At 40.7% G+C, this 17,890-nt stretch carries 16 protein-coding genes; all 16 read left to right on the forward strand.

The window, feature by feature from the left end; translation table 11 throughout:
- Nucleotides 1–33: 33 nt before the first annotated feature.
- The 16 genes from DV740_RS12425 (at nucleotide 34) to DV740_RS12500 (ending at nucleotide 17,867) form a co-directional block, all read left to right on the forward strand.
- Nucleotides 34–1,812 (forward strand): hypothetical protein, encoded by a 1,779-nt coding sequence (locus DV740_RS12425; protein WP_118088225.1) that lies wholly within the window; start codon nucleotides 34–36, stop codon nucleotides 1,810–1,812.
- On the forward strand, nucleotides 1,805–2,713 hold the full coding sequence (locus DV740_RS12430) for a glycosyltransferase family 2 protein (protein ID WP_118088226.1): 909 nt from the start codon (nucleotides 1,805–1,807) through the stop codon (nucleotides 2,711–2,713). Before DV740_RS12425 ends, DV740_RS12430 begins: the two co-directional genes overlap by 8 nt.
- Before the next feature lie 56 nt (nucleotides 2,714–2,769).
- Nucleotides 2,770–3,738, forward strand: a complete 969-nt coding sequence (locus tag DV740_RS12435; RefSeq protein ID WP_118088227.1) for a glycosyltransferase family 2 protein — start codon at nucleotides 2,770–2,772, stop codon at nucleotides 3,736–3,738.
- 104 nt (nucleotides 3,739–3,842) lie between these two features.
- Nucleotides 3,843–4,256, forward strand: a complete 414-nt coding sequence (locus DV740_RS12440) for a sugar 3,4-ketoisomerase (RefSeq protein WP_117946430.1) — start codon at nucleotides 3,843–3,845, stop codon at nucleotides 4,254–4,256.
- A 12-nt stretch (nucleotides 4,257–4,268) separates the two neighbouring features.
- Nucleotides 4,269–5,366 (forward strand): DegT/DnrJ/EryC1/StrS family aminotransferase, encoded by a 1,098-nt coding sequence (locus DV740_RS12445; protein ID WP_118088228.1) that lies wholly within the window; start codon nucleotides 4,269–4,271, stop codon nucleotides 5,364–5,366.
- Nucleotides 5,367–5,379: 13 nt separating this feature from the next.
- Nucleotides 5,380–6,369: a GNAT family N-acetyltransferase gene (locus DV740_RS12450; RefSeq protein ID WP_118088229.1), complete on the forward strand. Its 990-nt coding sequence runs from the start codon at nucleotides 5,380–5,382 to the stop codon at nucleotides 6,367–6,369.
- 15 nt (nucleotides 6,370–6,384) lie between these two features.
- Entirely contained in the window at nucleotides 6,385–7,392 is a 1,008-nt protein-coding gene (locus tag DV740_RS12455; RefSeq protein ID WP_118088230.1) for a glycosyltransferase family 2 protein, read from the forward strand.
- Between the two features lie 26 nt (nucleotides 7,393–7,418).
- On the forward strand, nucleotides 7,419–8,336 hold the full coding sequence (locus DV740_RS12460; protein ID WP_158561572.1) for a glycosyltransferase family 2 protein: 918 nt from the start codon (nucleotides 7,419–7,421) through the stop codon (nucleotides 8,334–8,336).
- 15 nt (nucleotides 8,337–8,351) lie between these two features.
- Nucleotides 8,352–9,824 carry a flippase gene (locus DV740_RS12465; RefSeq protein WP_022244448.1) on the forward strand — a complete coding sequence of 491 codons (1,473 nt, stop codon included), beginning with the start codon at nucleotides 8,352–8,354 and terminating at the stop codon, nucleotides 9,822–9,824.
- Between the two features lie 11 nt (nucleotides 9,825–9,835).
- Nucleotides 9,836–11,020, forward strand: coding sequence for a nucleotide sugar dehydrogenase (locus tag DV740_RS12470; protein ID WP_022244447.1), 1,185 nt, complete (start codon nucleotides 9,836–9,838; stop codon nucleotides 11,018–11,020).
- 77 nt (nucleotides 11,021–11,097) lie between these two features.
- Nucleotides 11,098–12,741 (forward strand): glycosyltransferase family 2 protein, encoded by a 1,644-nt coding sequence (locus DV740_RS12475; RefSeq protein WP_118088231.1) that lies wholly within the window; start codon nucleotides 11,098–11,100, stop codon nucleotides 12,739–12,741.
- 81 nt (nucleotides 12,742–12,822) lie between these two features.
- Complete coding sequence (locus tag DV740_RS12480) at nucleotides 12,823–13,020, forward strand: hypothetical protein (protein WP_022244445.1); 198 nt, start codon at nucleotides 12,823–12,825, stop codon at nucleotides 13,018–13,020.
- 117 nt (nucleotides 13,021–13,137) lie between these two features.
- A complete protein-coding gene (locus tag DV740_RS12485; protein WP_117840496.1) occupies nucleotides 13,138–14,544 on the forward strand; it encodes a sugar transferase in 1,407 nt (468 codons plus the stop codon).
- A 3-nt stretch (nucleotides 14,545–14,547) separates the two neighbouring features.
- Nucleotides 14,548–15,996 (forward strand): glycosyltransferase family 2 protein, encoded by a 1,449-nt coding sequence (locus DV740_RS12490; protein ID WP_118088232.1) that lies wholly within the window; start codon nucleotides 14,548–14,550, stop codon nucleotides 15,994–15,996.
- A 3-nt stretch (nucleotides 15,997–15,999) separates the two neighbouring features.
- Entirely contained in the window at nucleotides 16,000–17,166 is a 1,167-nt protein-coding gene (gene cps2T / locus DV740_RS12495; RefSeq protein WP_118088233.1) for a beta 1-4 rhamnosyltransferase Cps2T, read from the forward strand.
- Entirely contained in the window at nucleotides 17,163–17,867 is a 705-nt protein-coding gene (locus DV740_RS12500; RefSeq protein ID WP_118088234.1) for a glycosyltransferase family 2 protein, read from the forward strand. The genes cps2T and DV740_RS12500 overlap by 4 nt, the downstream gene beginning before the upstream one ends.
- Nucleotides 17,868–17,890 lie beyond the last annotated feature (23 nt).

The raw sequence follows: 17,890 nt of genomic DNA on the forward strand, positions 1-17,890 counted from the left end.
GGGAAAACAAAAGGAAAAGGGAGATAACATACGATGGGATGGAACTTTGGAACTACAATTTTTTACGGAATAGCAGTGCTGGCGCTTTTAAGTGGTGCATTCTTTAGTTATAAATCAGAGCGGAAGCAGGCAGGAATGACATGGATTGTATTACTGCTGATTCTGATGAACTGCTATCACACATTCTGGGCAGCAATCCTGAATGTGATTCATATTCCGGTCAATATTATTTCAATGGGGATCATTGATTTGCTTACCGGCGGATTGCTCTGGTTTTTTATTGTTAAGAAAAAGAAATGGCAGAGGTATGAATTTGACATAACAGATGCAGTATTTCTTGTAACCGCAGTGGCAATTATTGCAGTATTTGCAAAGGTAAGATATGGCGGAATGGCTTTTAATATTAATTTCCTGACCATTGATCCGGCAAATCATTTCCGGGCAGCTATGGATTTAGTAGAGACCGGAACCGTAACCAGTATGTTTTATGAGACGGTGTTAAACGGACTGCTTTTCGAATTCTTAGCTCCATTTGCACCGGTGGATTATTTCTATCGATTCTTCGTCTTAAGTGAACTGATTCAGCTATTGATGTCGGCATTTATCTTCTATGGAATTGCAAGAAGGTTAAGCAAAGACCGGTTTGGCAGAGTGGCAGCTTATGTCCTGTCCTTTATCTATATGATAGGCTATCCGATGTGTTCTATGCTCTATGGCTTTGTTTACCTTGGCATGGGCGTAACGGTTATCGGAATGATTATTATTTTGACAGACGTTTATTTAAAGGATGATATGCCAAAATGGCAGAATATTGTATGTCTGATGTTAGGCTGTCTGGCTATCTTTGAATGTTATGTGATGTTTATGCCGGTTACCTTCTTTGCTTTGATTACCTGCATTTTTGTAAAACAGTTTAAAGTAAAGAAACTGGTATCCAAAGATACCGTGGCAATCTGTCTGACGGTATTCCTGTTCCCATGCATCGTAGGCTTTTATTATACGTATGCAGGTATCTTTACCAATGGCGTGACGGTATCTTCTGCACTGGTAAATGAGGGAGCCTGCTACCGGGATTTGTTTTCAAACTTTGTACTGTTTATTCCATTGATGCTCTTTGGATTCTATGAGATGTGTAGGAAGAAGGAGAATAATCTGGTATTGTTTTTAGCACCGTATACGCTTCTGTTTGCTTTATATCTTTTCTTGAAGACAGTAAATGGACAAGCATCTACCTATTATTTTTACAAGATTCATTTCCTGTTGTGGCTGATTGCGTTGGTATTGGTCTATTATGCAGTTGTCTATGCAGAAAAGCAGACAAAGGTATTGATAACCGGAAGCTTTGTGATGTGGGCATTTTTAACAGGAATGTACCTTGGCAAGATAGAGGAGAAAATTGCAGTCCATAATGATTTGATGATTTCTACTTATAAGGCAGAGGATTTTAATGATATTTTGCGTTATAATTATGTATCATTTGGCATGCCGGGTTATTCTAAGGAAAAGGAAGAACTTTATCACTGGGTATATAATGAATTAATCAGAAAGGGTGAAGAAATTGTGCCGATGGCAGGATACTGGGAAGATGATTTATGGTATCAGGCAATTTCAGACCAGCGGTATTATGGCTGGGGACAAAGTGACCCGGATCATACGGATTATTTCAATCACCTGAATGCGTCTGATGCCAGCTATATTCTGGTATTAAAGGACAGCCAGATTTATGCGGATGAACAGGCTTATTTTGATTCATTAGAGAGAATATATGATACCGGGATAGGTTTTGTGGCAAGAAAGGAATTGTATGAGTAAAAAAGTAAATGTATTACTGTCTGCTTATAATGGAGAAAAGTATATTAAGGCACAGATTGACAGCATTTTAAATCAGTCTTATCCCAATGTGGAACTTTATGTCAGGGATGACGGCTCTAAAGATGGAACCCTTGCAATTGTAAGGGAATATGAAGAAAAGGGACTGCTTCATTTAGAGGCAGGAGAGAATGTCGGCTTTGTAAAGAGTTTTGAATGGCTCATTGCAAATGGCGGCGAAGCAGATTATTATGCTTTCAGTGACCAGGATGATGTCTGGTTTGAAGACAAGATTAAGATGGCAGTGGAAAAATTAGAACATGCAAGGGAAGATGTGCCGGTATTGTATTTCTCCAATTATGATTTCTATGACGGAGATTTAAATTTCATGGCGCACCGGGATGGGAAGACGCCGAATATTTCTTTTGTGAATTCATTGGTGGATTGTGTGTCTCTTGGCTTTAACAGTGTATTTAACCGCAAAGCAAAGGACATGGTAACAGAGCAGATGCCGGAGAAATCTACCGGACATGACTGGTGGATGTATATGGTCTGTGCCGGAATGGGCGAAGTAATCTATGATGAGCGTCCGACGGTAAAATACCGCAGACATAATAATAATGTCAGTGATGGTGGAGACAGCTTTATTAAGTTCCAGATCTGGCGTTTTAAACGTTTTTTCCTGAATCATTATTTCCATCACATTCATGAGCAGATTAAGGAATATGGCAAGCTTTATAAGGACAGGCTGACACCGGAGAATCAGAAGATCTTAGACCTTTTTACCAAAGACGGCTTTCATCCGGTAATTGCACTGCGCAAGGTTTTTTATCCGAAGAAGTTAAGACAGAAAGCCGTAGACGAGATATTTGTACGTCTGGTATTCCTCATCGGAAGGCTATAAGTTGCAAATTTTAAGAAAACATAGTAAACTGTATAAGTTAACAAGAAGGAGCAACGATGAAATTTACTGTTTTAATCGTAACCTATCATCCGGACTGGAAGAAATTATTAGTTACACTGGATTCTGTCATGGCACAGACCTTTAAGGATTATGAAATTGTAGTCTCAGATGATGGTTCAGAAGAAAACTGTTTTGATAAGATAGAGGCATATTTTGCGGCACACCAGTTTACAAATTATACCCTTATTCCTCATGAGAAGAATCAGGGAACGGTAAAGAACCTCATAGATGGTCTGGCAGAAGCAAAGGGTAAATATGTCCGGGATTTTGGACCGGGGGATGCATTCTATAATGAACATACCCTGCAGCAGGTGTATGATTTTATGGAAGAGAACCGGTATGAGTCCTGCTTTGGACTGATGCGGGGTTATTGCCGCAGGGAAGATGGCGGTGTAGATTATGTGGAATTTCCGCATCCCTTTGATTTATCTCCATATAAGAACTGGAATGAGGATAAGATTGTAAAGAATCTGGTGCTGTATCGGGACAATGCTTCCGGTGCATGTACCTGTTATACCGTAGACTATTATATGACTTATCTTAAGAAGATAGAGGGAACGGTCATTTATGCAGAAGATATTTTTCAGATGATGGCAGGCTTAGATGGCAGACCGATGCATTTCTTCCCGGATTATCTGGTATGGTATGAGGCCGATACCGGAGTATCCACCAGAAAGAAAAGCAGCTTCTCAGAACTTCTTGCACAGGATGTAGACCGGTTCTATGCCATGATTCAGGAGCAGTACAGCGATAATCCATATGTGAAGAAGCAGAAAAAGGTATTGGGATTATATAAAATCAGAAACCTTTATCTTCGTACTTTGTTACGGCTGTTCCGCAATCCGGATGCCATCCGTTATCTTGTAAGCCATATGCTGCAGGTGCGAAAAGGCGCATACCAGCCATCACATCAGCAGAAGGGATTTTTGGATAATCCGGAATTCGGCAAAGAAAAAGCAGAGTAAGAAGAGAATCGAAACAGGAACTAAAATAAGAGCGAAAATAGAAAGTAACATAGAAAAGAAACGAGAAAAGCAGAACACAGGAATGTGGAAGAAGGAGAATGTCCATGGAAGTGATTAAGTACAGATTTCAGCAGCATGGGGATGAACGCGGTCAGCTGGTAGCATTGGAAGAGATGCGTGATATTCCATTTGAAATTAAGCGTGTTTACTATATGTATGATACCGTAGATGGTGTACGAAGAGGCTATCATGCACACCGGTGTTTAGAACAGATTCTAATTCCGATTCATGGAACCTGTAAGATTCATCTGGATAACGGCAGTGAGACGGCAGAGGTCTTATTGGACAAGCCATATGAAGGCTTATATATTGCAAATAATATGTGGCGGGAAATGTATGATTTCTCCGAGGATGCAGTGCTGATGGTACTGGCATCAGAATATTATGATGAAAATGATTATATCAGGGATTACGATAAATTCCTTGCATTTGTAAAAGAGGAAAATAAGAATAAGTAAAGGAGAATTGCCATGAAAATACCATTTGTGTCATTTGAGAAAATGCATGATGAAATCAAGGACGAACTTACCGGAAAATTTCAGCAGGTTTTAGCGAAAAACTGGTTTATCCAGGGAGAAGAATTAGCAAAGTTTGAAGAAGAGTATGCCGCATATTGTGGCGTGAAATACTGTGTCGGTGTAGGCAACGGACTGGATGCACTGTTCCTTCCACTGAAAGCATATGGAATCGGGACAGGCGATGAAGTCATTGTTCCATCCAATACCTTTATTGCAACTGCACTGGCAGTTTCTTATACAGGTGCAACTCCGGTATTTGTAGAGCCGACTTTAGAGTCCTTTGACATTGACCCGGCAAGAATCGAAGAGAAGATTACCGATAGGACCAAAGCAATTATGGCAGTACATCTTTATGGACAGCCGGCACCAATGGATGAAATCATGGAGATTGCAAAACGCCATAATCTGAAAGTAATTGAAGATTCTGCACAGGCACATGGTGCACTCTATAAGGGAAAACATGTGGGTAGTCTTGGAGACGGAGCCGGATTCAGTTTTTATCCGGGCAAGAACTTAGGCGCATTAGGAGATGCAGGAGCTTTTGTAACCAATGATAAAGAGCTGGCAGATAAAGTACGTGCCCTTGGCAACTACGGTTCTGATTATAAATATCATCATATCTATCAGGGAAATAACTCCAGACTAGATGAGATGCAGGCAGCTTTCTTAAGAATTAAATTAAAGAATTTAGACCGCTGGAATGCAAACCGTATTGAGACAGCAGAGAAATATCTTGCCGGAATTAAGAATCCGGAAATTGCTCTGCCAACTGTAATGCCGGATACGAAGCATGTATTCCACATCTTTGCAATCCGCTGTGCACGCAGGGATGAATTAGAGAAGTTCTTAAATGAAAAGGGAATTGGAACCAATAAACATTATCCGATTCCAATGCATCTGCAGGGCGCATATGAAAGCCTTGGCATCAAAAAGGGAGAGCTTCCACTGGCAGAAGAGATTTCTGCAACAGAGCTTAGCATTCCGATGTATTATGGAATGACAGAGGAAGAAACCGGATATGTCATTGATGCAATCAATGCATTCAAATAGAAGAGGAGAGACTATGTTTCGATTTGAAAAATATGAGGACAGTTTAGAGGAACAGTGGGATAAATTTATCGCAGAAAAATCCATAAATGGAACCTTTTTACAGAGCCGCCGGTTCTTCAATTATCATCCGGCAGGCAGATTTAAAGATGTATCTCTGGTAGTATATAATGAAAAAAATAATATCGCAGCCCTGATTCCGGCATGTGAATTGGAGCAGGATGGAAAAAAGGTATTTTTCTCCCACAAAGGAACCACCTTTGGCGGTATCATTATCGACAAGAAGCATCACAATGCCAAACATGTAGTGGTATTAGTAGAAGAATTAAAAGATTATCTTAAGGAGCAGGGCTATAACGAGGCTTATCTTAAGATGACTTCCGATATTTTCTCAGAAGTAGAAAGTGATTTATTCCAGTATGCATTCCAGCATGCAGGCTATACGGAGCATAAGGAACTGAGCACTTATGTAAACTATGCTACCTATAAAGAGGCAATTCTATCTAACTTTGCACAGGGAAAACGTACCAATGTACACAACTGTGAGAAGGAAGGTCTGGAATGCAGACCGCTGACGACAGATGATGAGATTAAAGAATTCTATGATATTCTCTGTGAGAACCTTTCCAAGTATGATACCAAACCGGTACATACTTTAGCAGAGCTTTTAGATTTCAAGAATGACCGTTTCCCGGAGGAATGCGGCTTCTTTGGCATCTTCAAAGAGGATGAAATGTTAGCTGGCTCCATGATGTTTTATTTCGATAAAGTAGGCTGTGCCCATACACAGTATCTTGCTGCAAGACAGGCGTTTAATAAATTAAGCCCGATGACCTTTATGTATTATTCCATGATTGTGGAAATGAAGAATCGTGGCTATAAACGGATTTCCTGGGGAACAGCAACCGAAGATTTGGGTAATTATCTGAATATGGGACTGATTACCAGTAAAGAAGACTTCGGAAGTTCCTATTGTAATAACCTGACCTACTCAATTACATTGTAGGCACTGGAGGATAGTATGAAAGTAAGCGTCCTTGTGACTTTTTATAATCAGGAAGATTATGTGGATGAGGCATTGCAGAGTGTCTTTGACCAGAAATGTGATTTTGATTTTGAGGTGCTGATTGGTGACGATGGTTCTACCGATGGCACCATGGCAAAATTACAGAAATGGAAGCAGAAATATCCGGATAGAATGGAAATTTATGTGATGGACCGGGAACCTGGTGTGAAATACAACAGCAGCCAGCGGGCATCAAGAAACCGTCTGAATCTTTTGCAGTATGTAAAGGGAGAGTATTTTGCTTATCTCGATGGGGATGATTTCTATATCGATGACCATAAACTGCAGAAGCAGGTAGAGATTATGGATCAGCCGGAAAATGCAAAATATGCAGTCTGTGCCCACAATGTCTATGCCTATGATGAGAAGACGAAAGAAAATACACCATTTTTAAACTGCAATCATACGATGAAATTAAAGGGAACAACCTATTGGGGACGTTTCTATTTCCATCCGGATTCTATTCTGATGCGAAGTGCCTATATCAAGGATATTCCGATGGATGTGGTAGCAGATTATTTTAATGATAATACCATTACGTTCTGTTTTATCAAGCATGGGGATGTATATTATATGCCGGATATTATGGCGAGCTATCGTCAGACCGGAGACGGCATCTGGACGGGAAATTCCCGGTTTATCAACTATCTTAGAAATTTGATGGACTATGACTTGGAGCAGAAGATTGCACCGGAATTTATCCGCTACAGTCTCGTACGTCACCGGGCAGATATGAGTTTCATGCATAAATGTAAGGAACAGCCAGCCGGAGAAAAGGTGGCTTTCTATGAGGAAAAGATAAAAAAAGACGGACTTACAGTATCCGAGGCGTGGTTAGAATATTGCAAGACCGGAAAGATGTCTGATAAAAAGGCATTAAAATTATACCGGAAGGCAATGCTTTGGTATTTTGTATGCCATGTAAAATGGCTGTTCATTGACAGTTTATTATTACACAATTAGGATATCTGGAATGGATGGAATCAAAGATGAGTGAGAAGAAAAAATTTGGCTTTGTGGTATTGCATTATTGCACTCTTGATATGACGAAGAAGTGTATTGCGGCAATTCAGGAGAAAATGGCACAGGCCGATTATGAAATTGTGGTAGTAGATAATGCATCCGGCAACGGAACCGGCAAAGATTTAGCAGAGTGCTATAAAGATACAGAGCATGTAAGTGTTCTTTTGAGTAAGGAAAATCTCGGCTTTGCCAAAGGCAACAATCTTGGTTATGTATATGCAAGAGAAGAGCTGCACTGTGATTTTATCTGTGTGATGAATAATGATGTGATTTTATTGCAGGATAACTTTGCACAGCTGGTGGAGGCAGCCTATGAAGCCCATCAGTTTGCAGTAATGGGACCGCATATTGAATTAAAGGATGGCAGGGAAAATGCCATGTATTATGAAATTGCATCCATTGAGGGTTTGAAAAAAGAACGCCATGTATATGAGACGAGATTAAAACACATTACCTCTTCCATTTATCCACTTTGGAATCTTTGGGACAGAGCAAAGCTGCTGCTTCGCATCTTCCTTGGAAAGATTCATGTCATGCCGGAATTAAAGAAACATGAAGACTGCACAGAAGGCTCCTTGGAATATCAGGATGAGCTGGTACTGCATGGCTGCTGTCTGATTTTCTCGCCGATTTATCTTACAAAATATAAAGATGCATTCGTGCCGGATACCTTTATGTTTCGGGAAGAAGAACTTTTATATTTAAGATGTAAAGAAGCGGGAATACCGATGGTATACTGTCCGGAGGTAAGAATTCTTCATCTTGAGGATATCTCTACGGATTATATTTATAAGACCGAGCGTAAAAAAGAAATCTTTAATCTGGAGAATCAGATTAAATCGCTTGGAATTCTCTTGGAACATTTAGAGGTAATGCAGAAGTAACAGCGAGGACATATTGTGAAAGAAGTAAAATCAATCAAATTTAACTTTATAATGAATCTGATTCGGGTTTTGATGACGATATTATTCCCACTGATTACCTATCCGTATGCAACGCGGGTACTGAATTCTGCCGGAGTAGGACGGGCTGCCTATGTAGCATCCATTGTCAGCTATTTTCAGCTGATAGCATCCTTTGGTGTCAATAATTATGCCATTACAGAGGGCGCAAAAATCCGTGATGATAAAGCAAAATTAAATAAATTTGCTTCGGAAATGTTTTTCATCAATCTGGTATTTACGGTGCTTGCTTATATCGGATTTGCAGGTGCGTTGTTCCTGCCGAAGTTTGACGGCTATGAAATGCTGCTGTTAATCAGCAGTTCTACGATTCTATTTACCACCCTTGGTATGGAATGGCTTTATGAACTGTTGGAAGAGTATGAATATATTACGATTCGTTCCGTTATTTTCCAGGTGGTAGCACTTGTAATGCTATTTGTGCTGGTGCGGAATGAAGGTGATGTGGCATGGTATGTGGTATTGACTGCGGTATCTACCGTTGGCTCCGGTGTGCTGAATTTTATTCACAGCAGACATTACATCCATTTATTTGAAACAAGAGTCCATTGGGCTGATATCAAGGTTCATATGAAACCGATGGTATATATGTTTGGCGTTTCGATTGCATCTGTTATTTATCTCAATTCCGATATTACAATGTTGGGATGGATGAAGGGAGATAAGGATGCGGGAATCTATACAACGGCATCGAAGATGAATCAGGTTTTGTGTACGCTGATTAAATCTCTGAGTACGGTTATCATGCCCCGGATGGCATATTATCTTGAAAATGACCAGAAGGATAACTTTGACCGGCTGTTAAAACAGGCATTCCGTTTTATGATGATGTTAATTGTACCATGTATGGTGGGTATGCTTTTGATTTCGCCGGAAGTCATTCATCTGATATCCGGTAAGAATTACAGCGAGTTTTTCCCGAGTGTTACAACATCGAGAATTCTTGCCATCAATTTGTTCTTCTCGCCGATTAACGGCTTTATTGCATATCAGATATTTATGCCAAAGAAGAAAGAGAAGATTATTTTCTGGGCAACCTTGGGTGGTGCAATCAGTAACCTTATCATTAACTACCTGCTGATTCCGGTATTAAGCTACGATGGAGCAGCAATTGCTACCGTATTGGCAGAGGCAATGGTAATGTTAATCTGCATTATCTTAGGACATAAGATGATACCGTTTAAGGGAATGATGCAGGGTGTCTGGAAATATGTCATCGCATCCGTTCCGATGGTCATTGCATATGTGCTGTTTCAGAAGGTAACTTTCAGCAGTTATTTGATTTATATGTTACTGATGATTATCATTGGAGTAGTAACCTATGGCATTATGCTTTTAATCTTAGGGGATGAACTGGTGCGTGAAGAAGTACGCATGATATTTGGAAAATTGAAACACAATGAAAAATAAGGAGGATACACATGAAAATTGCAGTAGCAGGAACCGGTTATGTGGGATTGTCAAATTCCATTTTATTAGCACAGAATAATGAGGTATGGGCAGTCGACATTGTTGAAGAGAAGGTCGATCTGATTAATCATAAGAAATCTCCAATCGTCGATAAGGAGATTGAAGAATATTTAGCAGAGAAACCATTGAATCTGCGGGCTACCACAGATGCAAAGGCAGCATATGAAGGAGCAGATTTTATTATCATTTCCACTCCGACCAACTATGATGAGAAGAAGAATTACTTTGATACATCATCCGTAGAAGCCGTAATCAAGCTGGTTATGGAATATGCACCGGATGCAATTATGGTTATCAAATCTACAGTTCCGGTTGGCTATACCGAAAAAGTAAGAGCGCAGTTTGGCAGCAAAAATATCATCTTCTCTCCGGAATTCTTAAGAGAAGGAAGAGCATTATATGATAACCTCTATCCATCCCGTATCGTAGTGGGATATCCGAAAGAGGATGAAAGCTTAAGGGCAAAGGCAGAAGAGTTCGCGGGCTTATTAAAACAGGGTGCTATCAAAGAGGATATTCCGGTATTATTAGCACACCTCACCGAGGCAGAAGCAATCAAATTATTTGCAAATACTTATCTTGCACTGCGTGTTTCCTATTTTAATGAGCTGGATACCTATGCAGAGGTAAGAGGATTAAATACCAGACAGATTATCGAAGGCGTAGGCTTAGACCCGCGAATCGGTAACTATTATAACAATCCGTCCTTCGGATATGGCGGATACTGCCTGCCAAAGGATACCAAGCAGTTACTGGCAAATTATGCGGACGTTCCAAATAATATTATCGGAGCAATCGTTGCGGCCAATACCACAAGAAAAGATTTCATTGCACAGCAGATTTTAGACAGAAATCCCTCTGTAGTAGGTATTTATCGTCTGACCATGAAGACCAATTCCGATAACTTCCGCCAGTCTTCTATTCAGGGCGTTATGAAACGTCTGAAAGCAAAGGGCATTGAAGTAGTCATTTATGAGCCGACCTTAAAGGATGACAGCTTCTATAATTCCAAAGTAATCCGTGACTTAGACGAGTTCAAGAAGATGTCCGATGTTATTGTATCCAACCGTAACAGTGCAGACTTAGAAGATGTGCAGGACAAGGTATATACCAGAGATATTTATGACAGAGATTAATTTTAGAAAATAAAGCTGCCTGATTAGAACGACGAGATTAGCGCAGTGAGATTAGAGCAGTGAAAAAAGGAGACAAGATGAAACTGAGCCTTTATAACCTCAGAAAAGGTTTCCGATATTTAAAAAATTATGGTTTAAAGGAATTCTTCATCCGCCTGAAAGAAAAAGGAGAACCGGAGCAGATTTCCTATGCGGAATATGCAGCAGGCCATAAGGTAACAGAAGCACAACTTAAGATACAGACAAAAGAATCTGATAAGTGGTCCTACCGACCGCTTATCAGTTGTGTTTATATGGGAGAAAATAGAGAAGATGTATTGGCTATGTTAGAGCAGCAGAGCTATACCAACTGGAATGTAACCTGTATCAATAAGCTCTGTACCGGAAAAGAAATAGAACTTTCCGGGGAATACGCAGCTCTTATTGAGGCGGGTGACACCTTAGAACCGGATGCTTTCTATGAGCTTGCCCATGCCATTGCTTTTCCAAAAGAGACAAAGCAGTCAGGAATTCACTGGGAAGAAATCGGAAAGCCGGATTTGATTTATACGGATGAAGATGTCAGATGTTCGGATGAATCAAAGACAACAGAGACAGCAGAGCCTCTTTTAAAGCCGGACTTCAGCCCGGATTATCTGGAAAACTACTGTTATATCAGACATTTATGCTGCATCAGAAAAACGGTATTCCTGCAGACTTTGGAAGAAAGTGACGGAAATCCTGCAATAGAAGAACTGATCTGCCGGGCGGCAAAGCAGTCCGATAGTATCATCCATATTCCCAAAGTGCTTTATCATACAAAGGCGGAGCATGCACCGAGAGTAGAACATGCCTCTATGGCAGCGGGTAGTCACGAAAGGAAGCAGCCACTGGTATCTATTCTGATACCGAATAAAGACGAAAAAGCTTCTTTGGAAAAATGCATCACATCCATTCGGCAGGGCAGCTACCGGAATTATGAGATTATCATTATAGAAAATAACAGTAAAAGCGAAGAAATCTTTGATTATTATAAAGAACTGCAGATGCAGTATCCGGATATCCGCGTGGTAGAATGGAAACCTGAAATACCGGGTACTTTTAATTATTCAGCCATTAATAACTATGGAGCATCCTATGCAAAGGGTGAATATCTTTTGTTCTTAAACAATGATATTGAGATTATAACAAAGGATTACATGGAACGGATGCTTACCCTGTGTGGAAAAGAAAATACCGGAGCAGTGGGAGCAAAGCTTTATTACCCGGATGATACGATACAGCATGCCGGAATTGTCATAGGCATCGGTGGACATGCCAGAGGAATTGCAGCCAATATGTGTGTAGGACAGGTACGCAACGATAGTGGGTATATGTATAGAGCCAGCCTGCGGCAGAATTTAAGTGCAGCAACAGCAGCATTTCTTATGGTGCCGGCAAAGGTGTTCCGTGAGGTGGACGGATTCTGCGAAGCTTTATCAGTAGCATTTAATGATGTGGATTTGTGTCTTAAAATCCGGAAGAAGGGTTATCTTATTATATATGAACCATCCGTAGAAGCGTACCATTATGAATCAAAGTCCAGAGGACAGGAGGATACAGAGGAGAAAGTACGCCGTTTTCAGGAAGAGATTGAATATATGAGAACCCGCTGGATTGATATTTTAAAGCAGGGAGATCCCTATTATCATCCCGGACTGACCCGTTACCGGACAGATTATTCCCTGGGACAAAAGCACTAAGGCATTGCAGAATTTGTAAGAAAGTGGTAACTTTGTAACTGAGTATAGAGAAAAACAAGTAACAGGGAGGTAGAGTTACACATGATGAAAGTTTATATTTGTCCGAAATGTGGCTGGATACGGACGGTTTCAAGAAGAAATGAAGTGGAATGTTTTAAATGTGGAAATGAAAAGATGGTTCTGGCAAAGATTCCTTATGAGAAATATGGGAAGATGAGTGAGAAAGAACGGAAAGACTATTCGGAAAGCTGGCTGTATATTCACAGAAACAGCATTTGACAGAAGAACATACTTTTTTCACAGAAAATTAAGAAAGAATTCGGTTGTACCTGACAGGGTAGGACTGGTATAATATTCCTAAAAAGATGGCTTGTATTGCATAAGAGGGAATAGATTATGTATAAAAAAGAACGAAAAAGCTGGATGAAGCATCTTGACTTTACGATTCTGGATATTATCTGTCTGGAACTTGCATATGCCTTATCCTATTTTATGCGTTTTGGAAGAAAAAATGAGTTTTTAAATGAGGAATATCAGCGATTAGCGGTAGTCCTTATTTTGATTGATATCTGCGTGGTATTTTTCGGCGAATCCTATAAGAGCATTCTGCGGAGAAAGAATACGCAGGAATTTAAGCATGTTGTTATTCATACAACAATCATTGTTGCTGGAATGATGGTATATGGATACTGGACCAGACAGTCTGACTTTTCCAGACAGATTTTCCTGATGTTTTGGGGACTGTCTATGATTTTTGAATTTGTCGGTCGTTCCGGGCTTAAGAATTTTATTAAGAAAAAGATGATGAATGACAGAAATCTGTCTGCCATGATAGTGGTAACGACAGATGAACTGGTGGAGAGCTGTCTTAAGGAATTTGAAAATCTGCCATATCGGGAATTTGCCGTGCACGGAGTTGTTGTAGTGGATGCAATGCGCAAGGGAGAAATTATCCGGGGCATTCCGGTGGTAGCAAATGCAGATGATTTCTTTGAATATGTAAAAAATAATGTGGTAGATGAAGTGTTTATCAATGGCAATACGATAGCCAGCAGCCAGGCACTGGCAGATGATCTGCTGGAGATGGGCGTTACAGTGCATTTTAATCTGGTACATGCTTCCAAGCTGATGCCGAATAAAGTAATCGAGCAGTGTGGAAATTATATGGTTTTAACTTCCAGTATGTGTATTGCAACACCACGTCAGTTGTTTTTTAAACGTCTGATGGACATTGTAGGCGGTTTTGTGGGATTGGTGATTGCCGGTATTGCTACCATTATTTTTGCACCGATTATTAAGAAGCAGTCACCGGGACCGATTTTCTTTTCTCAGATTCGTGTGGGAAAAAATGGCAGGAAATTCCGCTTTTATAAATTCCGTTCCATGAATGTAAATGCAGAAGAACAGAAAAAAGAGCTGATGGGGCAGAATGAGATGTCAGGGCTGATGTTTAAGATGGAAGATGATCCGAGAGTATTTCCGGTTGGCAGGTTCATGCGGAAGTTTTCCATTGATGAACTGCCACAGTTCTGGAATATTTTAAAAGGGGATATGAGTCTGGTAGGCACAAGACCGCCGACGGAGGAAGAATTTGCCGGATATGAGGCAAGGCACCGGGCAAGACTCGGAATTAAGCCGGGGCTTACCGGAATGTGGCAGGTCAGTGGAAGAAGTGACATTACGGATTTTGAAGAAGTGGTACAGCTGGATACCTACTATATTACAAACTGGTCACTGGCATTGGATATTAAAATCTTGTTTAAGACCATTCAGGTTGTTGTAACAGGAAAAGGATCGAAGTAAGCAATGGGATTAACGAAAAAGGCTGCATATGCAGTTGGAATGATACGCAAGCATGGACTCCGGGGACTGGCGATTAAAGTAATGGAAACAAAATATGAGCCCATAGACCATGAATATACGAAAAACTGGCAGAATTATATGGTGACAAAAGAAGAATGGAAGGTGCAGCGGAATACGTTGTTTGAACATATGCCGCTGGTTTCTGTTGTAGTACCATTATATGAGACACCGGAGTGCTTCTTACGGGAACTGATAGAGGGCATGCTGGGACAGTCCTATGAAAACTGGGAACTGTGTCTTGCAGATGGAAGCCCTACCGATAAAATCGAACGTTTTCTTGCAGAAAATTATAAAGAGGATGCAAGAATACGTTACCGCAGACTGTTGGAAAATGGTGGGATTTCAGAGAATACCAATGAGGCAGTTGCGATGGCAATCGGTGAATATATCGGATTATTGGACCATGATGATGTGCTGGCTGCCAATGCCCTTTATGAAGTGGTGCGGATGTTAAATGCCCATCCGGATGCACAGGTGATTTATTCCGATGAAGATAAAATTGATGCAGAATCCGGGATACACAGCCGGCCACATTTTAAGACGGATTATAATCCGGAATTGCTGATGCATTATAATTATATCTGCCATTTTCTGGTAGTAAAGAAGACCATGTTAGAGAAGGTGGGGGATTTCAATCCCTGCTATGATGGTGCCCAGGACTATGAACTGGTGCTCCGCCTGACGGAGCAGACGGATGCCATTTATCATATTCGAAAGATTCTTTATCATTGGAGAATACACAGTGGTTCCACGGCAGGCAGTTCCCTGTCCAAGGATTATGCCTATGATGCGGGAAAACGGGCATTGGAAGCTTACGTGCAGAGGCGGAAAATCCCGGCAGAGATTAAAGAAGCCCAGGGGCATAATTCTTATGAAGTGATTTATGAACAGGAAGTTCCGGAGCCGGAGCTTATTAATCTTGCAGAAATAAAGGAAAAAGATGCTTTAAATGAATTGGTAGAAAACAGCACAAGGGAATATCTTTTCATTTATGACAGCCGTCGCACCAGATTGCTTGGGGAGAGAGAACGAAAAGAACTGGCACAATATGCCTGCTTAAATAAAGTGGGACTGACAGGTGTCCGGTTTAAAAAGCACCGGAAGTTAGTTTCGGCAGGCATTGGCGTATTACCGGATGGAAAGATGGGATACCTTTTTGAAAAACTTCCGGTCTGCTTCAAGGGATATTTCAACCGGGCAGTGCTTCCGCAGAATGTCAGCGCCGTTCCGTTGGAACAGTGTATCATAAAGAAAGAAGCATATCTTAAGGCTGGCGGAATTGCTCTGGATAAAGAACCGTTAGAGAGAGCAATAGATTTTGCCGGACGTCTGAAAAAAGCGGGATATCAGATTATGCTGGATGCAAAACTTACAGCAGTTTATAAGGGATAGAAAATGAAACATGTATTTATTATAGGCAGTAAAGGAATTCCGGCGGCTTACGGCGGGTTCGAGACATTTGTAGAGAATCTGACCGGACAGGCAGTCAGTGAAGACATTCAGTACCATGTGGCGTGCATGTCTGACCATAATGAAGAATTTACTTATCATAATGCGAAATGCTTCCGGGTGAAGGTGCCGGATATCGGACCAGCGAGAGCCGTGTATTATGATTTGGCAGCATTTCGTTACTGCATTCAGAAAATTAAAAAAGAAAAGATAGAGGATGCTGTTGTCTATGTGCTGGCATGCAGAATCGGACCATTTGTGGGGCACTTTAAAAGGCAGCTGCACCGGTTGTCTGGTACACTTTATGTAAACCCGGATGGACATGAATTTATGCGGGCAAAATGGAATAAATGGATTCGTAAATACTGGAAATATTCGGAAAAGGGAATGGTAAAGCACGCAGATTTATTAGTCTGTGATTCAAAGAATATTGAACAGTATATCAGGGATGAATATCATAAATATCAGCCGAAGACCACATTTATCGCATATGGAACACTATCTTATAAAGCAGGTGAACCAACAGAGAATTTACTTGTATGGTATCAGAAGTTTGATATCAGAAAAGAAAATTATTATCTTATCGTCGGGAGATTTGTTCCGGAAAATAATTACGAGACAATGATTCGGGAATTTATGGCATCTGATTCCACAAAAGATCTTGTAATTATTACAAATGTGGAAGAAAATGCTTTTTATGAAAGTTTAAAAGAAAAAACCGGATTTTTAAAGGATAAGAGGATTAAATTTGTGGGAACGGTTTATGATGCAGCCTTATTAGCAGAAATCCGCAGCTTTGCGTATGGATACTTCCATGGACATGAGGTGGGAGGAACCAATCCATCCCTCCTTGAGGCACTCAGCACCACAAAACTGAACCTGCTTTTAGATGTGGGCTTTAATAAAGAAGTGGGAGAAGATGCCGCACTGTACTGGAATAAGGAAAACGGAAATCTTGCCACACTGATTCAGAAGGCGGATACTATGGATGAAGCAGAGCGGGAGGAGCTTGGCCGGAAAGCGAAGGACAGAATGAAGAAATGGTATAGCTGGGAAGCAATTGTACAGCAGTATGAAACACTGTTTCTTACAGGAGAGGAAGAGAGAGAATGATATCGGTCTTAGTAGTAACCTATAACGGAGAAACCTATATCAGAGAACAGATAGACAGCATACTTAAAAATATCGGACTGGGTGATGAACTGGTGGTATCGGATGATGGTTCACTGGATACTACGAGGGAAATCCTTAAGTCCTATCAGGAACAGGATGCCAGAATCCGTGTTATGGAAGGACCGGGTGAAGGCGTTATTGCCAATGTGGAAGCAGGACTTAGGGCGTGCCGGGGCGATTATATTTTTCTTGCAGACCAGGATGATGTCTGGATGCCGGATAAAGTAGAGAAAGTCATGGAAGTATTCCGGAGGAAGAAAGCCATGGTTGTGGTTCATGATGCCAGAGTGACAGATGCTGCATGCAAAGAGACACTGATGCCGTCCTTTTTTGTTTACCGCCACAGTGGAAGAGGTGCGATTAAAAATATGATTAAGAATACCTATATGGGCTGCTGCATGGCATTTCGGAAAGAGGTATTGGATGCAGTACTTCCGATTCCGAAGGATGTTACCATGCATGATCAGTGGATTGGTGTGAAATGTGATTTGAAATATCACCGCACGGTATTTTTAAAGGAACCATTGATTCTTTACCGGAGGCATGAAAAGAATGTATCCGATTTTTCCCATAACAGCGTGGGTGTAATGATTAAGAATCGCTTAATTTTTCTGAAACGGATCTTAAGCTATCATGGATAATATTGACACAAAAAGTGTTTTGT

Source organism: Roseburia sp. AF02-12, assembly GCF_003461765.1.
Lineage (GTDB): Bacteria > Bacillota > Clostridia > Lachnospirales > Lachnospiraceae > Roseburia_C > Roseburia_C amylophila.

Bases quoted from the DNA above. Each gene is read 5' to 3' on its own strand.
- DV740_RS12450 (WP_118088229.1), top strand. From the start codon at position 5,380: ATGTTTCGATTTGAAAAATATGAGGACAGTTTAGAGGAACAGTGGGAT.
- DV740_RS12430 (WP_118088226.1), top strand. From the start codon at position 1,805: ATGAGTAAAAAAGTAAATGTATTACTGTCTGCTTATAATGGAGAAAAG.
- DV740_RS12500 (WP_118088234.1), top strand. From the start codon at position 17,163: ATGATATCGGTCTTAGTAGTAACCTATAACGGAGAAACCTATATCAGA.
- DV740_RS12435 (WP_118088227.1), top strand. From the start codon at position 2,770: ATGAAATTTACTGTTTTAATCGTAACCTATCATCCGGACTGGAAGAAA.
- DV740_RS12445 (WP_118088228.1), top strand. From the start codon at position 4,269: ATGAAAATACCATTTGTGTCATTTGAGAAAATGCATGATGAAATCAAG.
- DV740_RS12480 (WP_022244445.1), top strand. From the start codon at position 12,823: ATGATGAAAGTTTATATTTGTCCGAAATGTGGCTGGATACGGACGGTT.
- DV740_RS12440 (WP_117946430.1), top strand. From the start codon at position 3,843: ATGGAAGTGATTAAGTACAGATTTCAGCAGCATGGGGATGAACGCGGT.
- DV740_RS12470 (WP_022244447.1), top strand. From the start codon at position 9,836: ATGAAAATTGCAGTAGCAGGAACCGGTTATGTGGGATTGTCAAATTCC.
- cps2T (WP_118088233.1), top strand. From the start codon at position 16,000: ATGAAACATGTATTTATTATAGGCAGTAAAGGAATTCCGGCGGCTTAC.
- DV740_RS12485 (WP_117840496.1), top strand. From the start codon at position 13,138: ATGTATAAAAAAGAACGAAAAAGCTGGATGAAGCATCTTGACTTTACG.
- DV740_RS12425 (WP_118088225.1), top strand. From the start codon at position 34: ATGGGATGGAACTTTGGAACTACAATTTTTTACGGAATAGCAGTGCTG.
- DV740_RS12455 (WP_118088230.1), top strand. From the start codon at position 6,385: ATGAAAGTAAGCGTCCTTGTGACTTTTTATAATCAGGAAGATTATGTG.
- DV740_RS12460 (WP_158561572.1), top strand. From the start codon at position 7,419: ATGAGTGAGAAGAAAAAATTTGGCTTTGTGGTATTGCATTATTGCACT.
- DV740_RS12490 (WP_118088232.1), top strand. From the start codon at position 14,548: ATGGGATTAACGAAAAAGGCTGCATATGCAGTTGGAATGATACGCAAG.
- DV740_RS12475 (WP_118088231.1), top strand. From the start codon at position 11,098: ATGAAACTGAGCCTTTATAACCTCAGAAAAGGTTTCCGATATTTAAAA.